General features: G+C 40.9%; 9 protein-coding genes and 1 pseudogene. 1 reads left to right on the top strand and 9 read right to left on the bottom strand.

Annotated features, from left to right (window positions below; all coding sequences use genetic code 11):
• Positions 1-16: 16 nt before the first annotated feature.
• The 7 genes from NSQ55_RS03595 to NSQ55_RS03565 form a co-directional block, all read right to left on the bottom strand.
• Positions 17-265, bottom strand: coding sequence for a hypothetical protein (locus NSQ55_RS03595; protein ID WP_339174392.1), 249 nt, complete (start codon positions 263-265; stop codon positions 17-19).
• Between the two features lie 183 nt (positions 266-448).
• A complete protein-coding gene (locus NSQ55_RS03590) occupies positions 449-676 on the bottom strand; it encodes a hypothetical protein (protein WP_339171268.1) in 228 nt (75 codons plus the stop codon).
• Positions 677-727: 51 nt separating this feature from the next.
• The gene (locus NSQ55_RS03585) at positions 728-1573 is read right to left on the bottom strand and encodes a hypothetical protein (RefSeq protein WP_339171265.1); all 846 of its coding nucleotides are present in this window, start codon (positions 1571-1573) and stop codon (positions 728-730) included.
• Between the two features lie 476 nt (positions 1574-2049).
• Positions 2050-3444 carry a thioether cross-link-forming SCIFF peptide maturase gene (scfB, locus tag NSQ55_RS03580; protein WP_339171263.1) on the bottom strand — a complete coding sequence of 465 codons (1395 nt, stop codon included), beginning with the start codon at positions 3442-3444 and terminating at the stop codon, positions 2050-2052.
• A gap of 122 nt (positions 3445-3566) precedes the next feature.
• Positions 3567-3716 (bottom strand): six-cysteine ranthipeptide SCIFF, encoded by a 150-nt coding sequence (gene scfA, locus NSQ55_RS03575; RefSeq protein ID WP_076098734.1) that lies wholly within the window; start codon positions 3714-3716, stop codon positions 3567-3569.
• A 599-nt stretch (positions 3717-4315) separates the two neighbouring features.
• Positions 4316-5098, bottom strand: a complete 783-nt coding sequence (locus NSQ55_RS03570) for a response regulator (protein WP_076128491.1) — start codon at positions 5096-5098, stop codon at positions 4316-4318.
• Positions 5073-6659, bottom strand: a complete 1587-nt coding sequence (locus tag NSQ55_RS03565; protein ID WP_339171260.1) for a histidine kinase — start codon at positions 6657-6659, stop codon at positions 5073-5075. The genes NSQ55_RS03570 and NSQ55_RS03565 overlap by 26 nt, the downstream gene beginning before the upstream one ends.
• 272 nt (positions 6660-6931) lie before the next feature.
• Here NSQ55_RS03565 and NSQ55_RS03560 point away from each other — a divergent pair, with 272 nt between their 5' ends.
• On the top strand, positions 6932-8722 hold the full coding sequence (locus NSQ55_RS03560; protein WP_339171258.1) for a flavocytochrome c: 1791 nt from the start codon (positions 6932-6934) through the stop codon (positions 8720-8722).
• A 171-nt stretch (positions 8723-8893) separates the two neighbouring features.
• Here the strand turns inward: NSQ55_RS03560 and NSQ55_RS03555 are convergent.
• Both NSQ55_RS03555 and NSQ55_RS03550 read right to left on the bottom strand, forming a co-directional pair.
• Positions 8894-10240 (bottom strand): annotated as a pseudogene (locus NSQ55_RS03555) (IS3 family transposase).
• A 143-nt stretch (positions 10241-10383) separates the two neighbouring features.
• Positions 10384-10944, bottom strand: coding sequence for a hypothetical protein (locus NSQ55_RS03550; RefSeq protein WP_339171255.1), 561 nt, complete (start codon positions 10942-10944; stop codon positions 10384-10386).
• Between the last annotated feature and the right edge of the window lie 536 nt (positions 10945-11480).

The following is an 11480-nucleotide window of genomic DNA, read 5'->3' as shown; positions in this document are numbered from 1 at the left end:
GATAATACTCCCTATATTATACACTTATCTCATCAATCAAAGTACCCAAATTACCTATACTTCCACTACCCTCCGTCAGATCTATAAAACAAATTTGAACCGTAACTCCGTCATTACTTCTGTATATAATAGGTGCTGTAATTTCAGACATTACGGTTGTCCAAGGATAGACCAGAATCACGGTTCGAGCGTTATATTTGTTATGATACGCATAGGCTTGATACATGTCCGCTTGCGAGATTCCGTAGTCTTTAGAAGGCGACAGAATTCAGAATCATTTACTATTACAAGCAGCATAATTGTGCCAATGACACTCTACTCTTTATTTACCATCAAAAAAATCCATCCCTGATTCAAGATGGATGATATTCCTCTATTTAGTTTTATGAATGAATTCAATATAATGATTTAATGCTGAACTGTGCCTATTATGCCCTCTGCTATTTTATTAATATACTCTGAATTGTTCACTATTTTTTTTAACCATTACATCCAATTCTAGCGTCGATGAAACATTATACAGACTTTTATCAATGATCCTTAACTTCTTCATACCAGTATCTATATTTTCAATTGTTCTTATATAAGCGTCTATAGTACTTGAAATATAGTGCTCTCCGTTTTTCTTTCTTTTTGTTTGAGTTAACCAAGTTTTAAAATCCTCTTTAAGCTTCATATAACCACCTCGTTTTTTTATAAATCTACCATGTTTATGATGTGAAAAATATTAATATCCTTCTTCTATCGCTCCATCCTCGCTCACAAACAATATAGTGATATTTGTTCGTTCTTTTGCTAACTTAGGAAGTCGTCCCCACAATACACGATATTGTTTCATATTTGGCAAGGCGATGCTATATTTAGCATTTGGATCATCCATTCGTTGAAGTATCTCTCCTAGCATAGACAAGAAGTAGTTCACTCTCATAGCGCTTCTTGAACCACAGCCTTTGACTTCAATGACCCATCGTTCTGTTCCTTTATATGCATCTATATCTATGCCACGTATCTTACCCATCGCAATATGAGTAGTCCACCCTAATGACGTCAAATAGCGATTTAACTTTTCCTTTACATCATCTTCTTGTAATTCATTAATCCCTACGTAATCTTGTATTATCAATTCCTGTTCCATCGTAGCTCTAATGATCTCATTAAGATGAATATTCTTCGAATAGACTTCCGAATACCATCGGAATAACAAGCCATATGTAATTATCTGATCATTGTCCTCTGCTGTGAATACTTGTGTGTCGGAATCAAGAAGCCGAGGTGGGTATTCTTTAACACCATTAAATTCGCCGATCCTTGTTAATCTTCTTTCTTCGTTTACTGCACGTAGATAATTATAATTATTATTCAGATGATCCCCGTTGCACCATTGGCTGATCCTGGCTGATTGTACATCCTTGACACAAATTCTTTTGGCTAAATACTGAATTTCAGTTTGCTTCAATAACACAACTCCTTTGACTTTTGTTAACTCAATAGCTTCATAGGTCAGTATTAATGCTGCAAACCATACAGACCCGCAAACGTCATCTGTAATATTTTCATAAACATTTATACTCATATACACACCCCTTACTTTTATGGTTATGCCAAAATACTTGCCACTCCAGACTGTATAATCAATGATTACTTTTATACAAAGTAGATGCTGGTGTATCTAGTAACACTCTATGATTTATTATTGCTAATTTAGTATGGTTTTTGTCATATCTATTAGTATCCAAGATTTTTTCATAAAAAAAAGCCCTCTCTGTCCATTAAACAGATTAGGCTGACTCGACTTTAATTCTTTATTCTGATTGGTTCACTCCATACTATACATGTTGAGAAGATCATAAATATTCAGCCAAACATGATCTTATCCCATAGGCTAGATCCTGAAGCGATACGAGGTCCAGTATGTATGTTAATCTCGCAAGCAATACTCCTAAAAGGATTAACGGAACTGAATGCTCGAATTCATACAAAAACCGAGAAAAAGCACTTCTTTTATAAGTGTCTATCTCTCGGTTACCGTTTTTCAATCCGTTATATTAATTAGTTAGGTTGCTCTTCCATCGCTCGAATGGATTCATCCACCTTTACCATCATGGAACATTCGACTCTTTTGCGGAAGACGTCACAGCTGAAGTCATAGGTTCCGACCAGGGAACCCGTCGCGTGCAGCGCATTGGCGGGACAACCGCCGCTGCAGTAGAGTTTCGCCCAGCAGTCCTTGCATTCCGGCTTCGAGTAGCAGTTGCTCTCTTGGAATTGACATTGCAGCTCCGGTTGTGTGATGCCATCCCAGAGGTTTCCCATGCTGTATTCTTCATCCCCGACGAACTGGTGACAAGGAAAAAGCTCTCCCCAAGGGGTGACGGCAAGATATTCGGTTCCTGAACCACAGCCAGTGATTCTCTTCTGGATGCAAGGTCCTTCCGAGAGGTCTAGCATGTAGTGATAAAAGGTAAAACCCTTACCTTGTTCACCGCGACCGATCATTTCCTTCGCGAGAATTTCGTACTGGTTGTATATCTCCGGCAGGTCCTCCTCGGTAAGTGCATAGGGCTCCTTTGGATCACAGATGACCGGTTCCATCGAAATTTTGTCAAAACCAAGGTCTGCGATATGAAATATATCGTTGGTGAAATCGACATTGTTACGAGTGTAAGTTCCTCGTACATAGTACTCTTGGTCTCCGCGCTTACGAACGAATTCCTGGAACTTCGGAAGAATATGATCATAGCTGCCTTTTCCGTTAACCGTTTGGCGAAGCCGGTCATGAACCTCTTTTCTTCCATCCAGGCTTAATACGACATTGTACATTTCCTGATTTAAAAACTCGGTGACCTCATCGTTCAGCAGCATCCCGTTCGTCGTGAAGGTGAAGCGGAACTTCTTTTTGTATTCTTGTTCTTTGCTTCTTGCATAAGCTACGATCTGTTTAACCACTTTCCAGGCTAAAAGTGGTTCCCCGCCGAAAAAGTCAATGTCCAGGTTTCGATGATGACCTGAGTTTTCAAGCAGATAATCGATAGCTTTTTGTCCAACCTCATAGCTCATGATTGCTCGATCTCCGTTGTATTTCCCCTGACTAGCGAAGCAATAGTCACATGACAAATTACAGGTATGCGCAACATTGAGGCAGAGTGCCTTGACATAAGTTTTGCGTTTTTTTAAATCGAGCGAGAGGTTCTCATACTCATCTTTTGTAAAAAGCTGTCCATCATTTATAAGCTCCTCGATATCCACGATGGTTTCTCGAATGTCGCTCTCGGAAATGCTGGAATCATCTTTATATTTATCCAACATTGTTGTCACGATTTGATCGACAGAAGTTTTCTCATAATCCGCTATAATTTCATATGCTAGGTCATCAACAACATGCACCGAGCCACTATAGGTATCGAGCACGATATTGTATCCGTTTAGTTTATATTGATGAATCATACTTACTAATCAAGCTCCTTTTGCACACAAGTAGAAACGGCTTCGCCATCCTTTAGGGATAGTATCCATTTCTTAAAAATAGCCGCCCATCAGCAGAGCAATGGGCGGTAAAATTCCGAATCCTATCTGTTCATTGCATTTTCACACTTCTGGTTTGCAACGCCGCAGGAAGTTTTACAAGCGGACTGGCAAGAGGTCTGGCATGCGCCGCATCCGCCGTGTTTTGCGGTATCCATCAGTTTGCGGGTGCTTAGGGTTACGATTCTTTTCACGTTAAATAACTCCTTCTGTAATTTCTTGTGTTCACTTTCACTTAATTTCCATGGAACATCGTAGCAACATCACGCAAGTACGTCTATGATGCCCGTCACCTAACAGAGTAGAGAGGGCTTAAACATAAGTATCAACGTTAATTTTCGTGCAATCGTTCATGCTTGTGATCGTAGGATGCGGTAGCCGGAACCAGAGTCAGGGCAATACTAAAAAAGTGAAACAAAAAAGAGACGGCAATGATGCCATCTCTTTAACAACATTTTTTCTCATACTTGTCCGTAAAGTCCAATAAATATAAGGATCTCATAGCACTGTATCCTTCCTTACCAGTAGAGCGACACTCTCCACATGCGTGGGTAGACAGTGTGAACAAACTTATATGAGGAGCCTAAGACACTCTTGACAGTTTATCTGCTCTTGAATAATCAATGAAGTTATTTATTTTTATAATGTACTACGCCTTAGTTCATAAAAATATTGCACTATTGGATGCTTTAACTTCATCTTCTCACTCATGTTTAAAATCCAACCGTTTTGATAGAAGGCGGCTCCGAGCATAACATCTATGGCGTGCTGCAGAGGGACGAGAATGGCCCTCCTATCCATAACCGAACGGATGCTTTTTGTACTCTAAGGGGCTTGAGCCGACTCTATTTTTGAACACACGACTAAAATAGTACTGGCTCTTATACCCTACCTTCACGGCCAGATCCCCGATTTTGATATTCGGCATTACGTCATCCAGAATCTCCTTCGCCTTCGATATCCGAAGCTCGGTGACATAGTCAAGGAATGAAGCACCGATTTCTTGCTTCATACGCTTACTAAGATAGGTTTGGTTGATATGAAATAGTGCTGCTACTCGAGTAATAGACAGCTCCGGATCCTGATAATGACTGTCAATATACTCGGTCACTTTTTGGATAAGCACTGTTCCATCCCCTGTATACCCGGGAAGCTCCCGCTCCTTATCCACCCTGTCTTCATGTGAATGCAAAGGATATTTTACCTGAAGATGCTCATCGATCCGATGAAGCAGCTTGTTCAGATCACTCTTCGGCACAGGTTTCAATACATAATCGAATGCTTGCAGTTGCACGGCTTGACGCGCATATTCAAAGTTATCGTACCCGCTGATGATGACAACCAGAACCGACGGGCAGCGTTCGCGCAATATGTTCATCAGATCGAGCCCATTCATATTCGGCATGTTGATGTCCACAAGACATACATGTGGTGGGGCTTCCTCCACCATATTCAATGCTTCGTTTGCACTTTTCGCTTCTCCTGCAACCTCAAAAAGATACGGACTCTCCTCAATGTATTGTCGCAAGCCTTTGCGAATGATCGTTTCATCATCGACGATGACAATCTTCCACATCTTCATTCCACTCCCCGTCCAAAGGTATTCGAATGACCATAACGGTAATGCCATCTTCGCTCTTCACTGCAAGGCCATATGGCACTCCGTAAGCTAGTCGAATGCGATGGTTTACACTGTATAGCCCAAAGCCTGTGGCAGAACGATCATATGTATCATCAAGAAGGGCTTGATTTATCTGCACAAGCTTCTCTTCCGGAATCATAACCCCATTATTTTCAACCTTAATGACCAAATAATCGGCCTGTTTATATGCTGTAATCGAAATTTTGCACTTTTGATCCCCAAGTGGCTTAATCCCGTGATAAATCGCATTTTCCACCAAAGGCTGCAGTATGAAGCGAACGACTTGGCACTGAGCAAGCTTTTCATCATATCGAAGCTCGTAGTCCAGAATCTCCTCATATCGCACACCTTGAATATGAAGATAACTCTCGACATGGTACAACTCCTGATCAAGCAGAATGTAGGGACTGCCTGTGCCAAGCCCTAATCGGAAATACGCGCTAAGCGCTTCCACCATCTCCACCACATTGTCTGCTCCATGTTCCGTTGCCATCCACTGGATCGTATCCAATGTGTTGTATAAAAAGTGCGGCTTGATCTGCTCATGAATCAGTCTGAGTTCCATCTCCTTTCGGTCCTGCTCCACAGCGTATAATTGAACAAGCATGTCATTGAAGCTTCGTCCAAGATCGCCGATCTCATCCGAGCGCGTAACATCTGCTCGTATGGTTTGGTTGCCGTTCTGCACATTTTCCATTACCTGGCGAAGCGACTGAATTGGACGAATAATGGAAGAAGCAAGCAGCACCAGAAAGACGATAAACGCACTACCGATAAGAACGCCTACCAGCAATGCAGTCCGCTGGGTTTTGATCACCGCTAACGATAGACTTGAATTCGGTACTTTGAGTACTAACTTCCAGCCTTCCACATTTTGAATTGGAGCCTCAAATACACTCATGTTCTTCTTATCTGCTGTATCCTCCGCTCCATCTTCTTCACCCAGCTCTCTGCAATCGACGATAAGCTGGCCTGACTGGTCATATAGCATTACATCTTGAGCAATCTCCCTCATCTTCTTGACGGAGACGGCTGCGGCAATATAAGCTACCTCATCATTCACCGATGGATTCACGCGATAAAGAATGACGACGATTTCGGCTGCATTCGCTTTGGATACGATCGGATTGCTTACCACATAATTGGAATCTGAATTCAGCAGTTTTCGATAGTAGGGTCGGTTTAGTATCGAAAAAGGCTTGTCCCTTGCTGACCAGGAATTTCCGTGAATATCCACCACGCGTATGGATTCGTACTCTACTTTCTTCTTCGCCTCGAACTTATCGAACTCTTGCAGCAATTCATCTCGTGTCCACTGATGGTCCGAAGCTAGAGAAGCAAGCATGTCTATCTCTCCAATGCGCTGATTAAACCAATAATCAATCTGGTCGCTGCGTGCAGTAACCACTTGCTGCGTTAAGTTCTTATTCAAAGGGACAACCGTATGGTTCATCTCCAAATATATTGTTACAAGCAATGCAACGAACAGCAGCAAGAAGCAGCCTCCTGCGATTAACGTAATTTTTAAGTGAATTGATTTCATTGTAATCATAGCCCTTCACAATATCCGTTTCTTACATGCCCGAAAAAGACAAAAAAACACTAATCTGTGCAAATACATAATGCTGTACTAAATCTATAATAGGTCTTGTGCATATTTTCACATGAAATAACATTCATGTCTAGGCTAGAGATAAAGGATTTGCCTAGCAAATCTTCCTCTCCCTAGTGTATGTAACCAATCCACAACAGAATGAAGGAGATATTATGCGAACTCACACGAAAAAGCTGTTATCTATTCTACTAGTCCTCAGTCTTATGTTCACGCTTGCTGCTTGCGGCAGTAAAGATGCAGAGCCCGCTGCAGATGCAAACGGAGTTCAAGTCTTTGAAGGAGTTGGGCAAGGTAAACATGGCGATATTAAAGTACAAGTCTCCTTATTAGATAACAAGATCACTGACATTAAAGTGACAGAGCATAAGGAAAATGAAGTACTTGCAGAACCTGTTTATACGCAGCTCAAGCAAGAGGTCATGGCAACTAACAGCGCAAAAGTTGATGCCATTAGCGGATCTACAGTTACAAGCAAAGGATATCTCGAAGCCATTCAAGATGCAATTACGAAGTCTGGACTTACCCTTGTCGCTGGCGCTGCAGTCAGTGGAAGCAAAGACAAAGAAGAAGTCGAGCAAACCTATGATGTTGTCGTCATCGGTGCCGGGGGTGCTGGCTTTAGTGCGGCTATCGAAGCGAAGAGCGCTGGAGCTAATGTAGTTCTGCTCGAGAAAATGCCAGCTGTTGGCGGCAACACATTGATTTCCGGTGGTGAGATGAATGCGCCTGACAACTGGGTTGAACGTGCTCTTGGCATCACAGATGACACGGCTGACTTGTTCTATAATGATACGATGAAAGGCGGAGACAACCTCGGGGATCCAAAGATGGTTCGTATTCTTGCCGACAATGCTCTAGCATCTGCCGAATGGCTGCGCGATGATATCAAGGTAGAGTTCTTACCTGATCATCTGTTCCAATTTGGTGGCCATTCCAGAAAACGTGCGTTGATTCCTGTAGGTCATACAGGTGTTGAATTGATTACTAAGTTAAAAGCCAAAACAGACGCTGATCAAATCACGATCAAAACGAATATGAAAGCCGAAACCTTGCTGAAGGACGAAAGCGGCAAAGTAACAGGTGTAACTGCGACTTCGGGTACTGGCGACAAAATCACATTCCATGCGAACAAAGGCGTCATCATCGCTACCGGTGGTTTTGGATCCAATGTAGAGATGCGTAAGAAGTATAACCCTACAATGGATGAAAAATATATGACTACCGATACACCAGGATCTACAGGTGATGGTATCGTTATGGCAGAAACGATTGGCGCCAAACTGACAAACATGGAGAGTATTCAAACGTATCCAATCTGTAATCCTGAGACAGGTGTTATTTCTCTGGTTGCAGACTCCCGCTTCGATGGTGCAATCCTGATTAACCAAGAAGGCAAGCGCTTCGTTGAGGAATTAGAACGTCGTGACGTTATTTCTAAAGCAATTCTTGCCCAAACGGGTGGATATACGTATCAATTATGGAATCAAGGCATTGAGGATATTGGTAAAACGATCGAAGTTCATCAAGACGAATACGATCAACTCGTTAAACAAGGCTTGCTCTTTAAAGCCGATACGATTGAAGAGGCGGCTGATTTCTTTAAAATTGACTTGAACACTTTGAAAGAAACGATTAATAAAGTAAATGATTATGCGAAAACAGGTAAAGACCTTGATTTCAAACATCGCGGTGGATTGAAATCTCTTGAAAAAGGCCCTTACTACATCGAAAAAGCTGTACCCTCCGTTCACCATACAATGGGCGGCTTGGTGATCGACGAGAAGACTCGCGTTTTGAATGAAAAAGGCGAAGTCATCCCTGGGTTGTTCGCTGCAGGTGAAGTAACAGGGGTCATTCATGGTACAAACCGTCTTGGCGGTAATGCCATCGCTGATATCTTCACATTCGGCCGGATTGCAGGCAAACAAGTTGTAGCAGAGTAATCTTATTTTTTGTGTAACTGCTCTATTAATAAGTTATCCTTAAAAATGTACAAGATAGTTTGTAAAGTGCAGGTTGACTCTAACTTTCAAGCTGCCCTCTATGACATAGCAAACCGCCCTGTTCGCAACATTGCGAATGAAGTGCCCCCTTAAAGTTAGACAGGTATATAATTAAGCGACTTGTTGGGCCTGAGTTCGGTACTGTACCGGACTCAGGCCTTTTAGTTTTGCCTTAATTCGCTTGTTTTTGTAATAATCGATGTATTTTGATAGCTCTTGTTTGAAATGTGTGATACTTTCGAATTCCTTTAAATATAGAAATTCAGATTTCATGATACCAAAGAAGTTCTCAATGACGGCGTTGTCGTAGCAATTACCTTTACGGGACATACTTTGCTTGATATCTCGTTCTTCAAGGGCATGACGATACTGCTTCATCTGATAGTGCCAGCCTTGGTCAGAATGAATAAGGAGGTTATCTTCATCGGTTAATCGACGGAATGCTTGATCTAACATCGTTGAAACAAGCGAGTAGACAGGCCTTGAACCGATTGTATACGTAATAATCTCACCATTATATAGATCTAGAATTGGAGATAAGTACAGCTTTTCTCCAAATAATTTAAACTCTGTAATATCCGTAACCCACTTCTCATTTGGATTCTCAGCGTGGAAGTTACGTTCTAATATGTTCGGTGCGAGTTTGCCAATCGTCCCTTTATAGGAACGATATTTCTTCATACGTACCACACACTTTAAACCCAATACCTTCATCAAGCGTTGTACCTTTTTATGATTCACATGGTGTCCTCGATTCACTAACTCGTCACGAATACGACGATAACCATAACGACCCTCATGCTCCTCGTAAATCGCTTGAATAACGTCTTTTAGCTCCTTATCTCTATCGGGCATACCAAACGTTTTTACCACGAAATAATACGTACTACGAGGGATATCTGCTAGCTGCAGGAGGGCTTTCACCGAAAATTCGTTCCTTAGTTCATAGACTACTCGTGCTTTGTCTTGTTTGGTGATTTTTCCTTGTTTTGAATTAAGGCATTCAACTTTTTTAAATATGCATTTTCCATTCTCAAACGCTCTACCTCTGCTTGTAATGCCTCAACAGACCCTTCTTTTAACGTTTGAATCTTTCGTTTATTAGGTTCTTTTTTCATGGATGGACGCCCCTTCTTCTTTGGTTGTAGGGCGTCCATTCCATGTAACTCTAAGCTTCTATGCCAGCTTAAAATGGTACTATGACTCGCAATATTAAATATCGCAGCCGTTTCTCTAACAGACGTCCCGAATTCGTTCATATAATTAAGTACGTCTAGTTTAATCTGTGCAGGATATGATGTATAGCCCTTTTTAAAAGCTTCTTCACCATGATGCTCATATTGACTAATCCAGTTTAAAAAGACAGAATTGTGAAATTGCAATGGTTTTTAAGCTCTCGGATCCCTTTTTATAACGCATAATAGCTTGGATTTTTTCGTCTGTACTGTACCTGGTCATAAAAAAACTGCACCTCCAAATGTTAGTTATGTCTAACAATTGGGGTGCAGTTCATAATTAGGCGGTCAATTTTGAACTATCGTGTCCCATTAGCGTAATAGTTTTTTTAAATTTGTGATTGAGCTATAAATTCTTTTGCCTAATTACTTTAAACTTAACTTATTTAATATCTCTATAAATTGACTTTTAGTTTCAGGCTTCTTATCATTTTTTGTGAAGTTTAACATATAAATAGCCTTTCCTTTTATAGGTAGTGATGCATAATAAATATCATGTGTTCCTGTAATACCTGAGGCAGCAGAACCATTATCGGAATCTAATGTAATTAATCTAGATTTACCCAAAGGTAGATCAATATATTCATCATTAGTTACACTACTATGATTAGGCATTTGTGTTAGAAAATTAAAGTTATCCATGTAGTTAATTGCACTAACTGTTCCTCTATTCTCGTCGTTTTCATCTAAAAAATTATATACAACAGTTTCACTTTTATCAAGCTTCCAATCTTTAGGTAACACAATATTTAACAATGTTAAACTATCTTGATTGTTTACAATCTCGTTAGAAGACTCTCCATTATTTTGTTTTGCTTGGTTGGTTGAGGTTGATATTCCTTCCCGCTGCGGAGCTTCGACATTAGAACAAGCCGAACAGATCAGCATAAAAATTAAAAGGCATGAGCTAATAGCTTTGTTTCTCATAAATACCTCCTGTATTTGTTATTATTGTTTTAGACTATATATATGCTTATAAAGTTGTAAGTTTGTGGAAGTAATATGAAGAAGCTACCAACTTTATTCAACAATCCTGCCAGTTAGCTTAACGTGAACATCTATAGGAGAACGCTAAGTTATCCGAACGTATAAAGTTGGGACTACAATCTAGTGCAAGACAGGGTACACGTCGAGTTTCAATTCCGCCATACGGATACACGTTCAACGAGACGACAAACGCCCTTGAAATTGACGAGAATACCGCCCCAATCGTGCGAGAAATATTCGAGTTATACTTACACAAAGGTCGGAGAATGTTCACGATAAGCAATGTCCTAATGCGTAGGAGTATTCCGACCCAAGGGCTAGCGCGGGTGTTTCAAATGCAGGCACCAAATGGCAACAGAGCACGATTAAGGGCATTTTATCCAATCCCGTATATCTAGGTAATCTTGTTTATCGGCGTGAAGAAACGACAGGAACACTTGCAGAATCGGAACTATATAAAATTCGCAGAAAAGTCG

The organism is Paenibacillus sp. FSL H7-0943 (assembly GCF_037963265.1).
GTDB lineage: Bacteria > Bacillota > Bacilli > Paenibacillales > Paenibacillaceae > Paenibacillus_AQ > Paenibacillus_AQ odorifer.
Note: the sequence above shows the minus strand (reverse complement) of the source record. Positions and strands in the feature narration are given on the sequence as shown.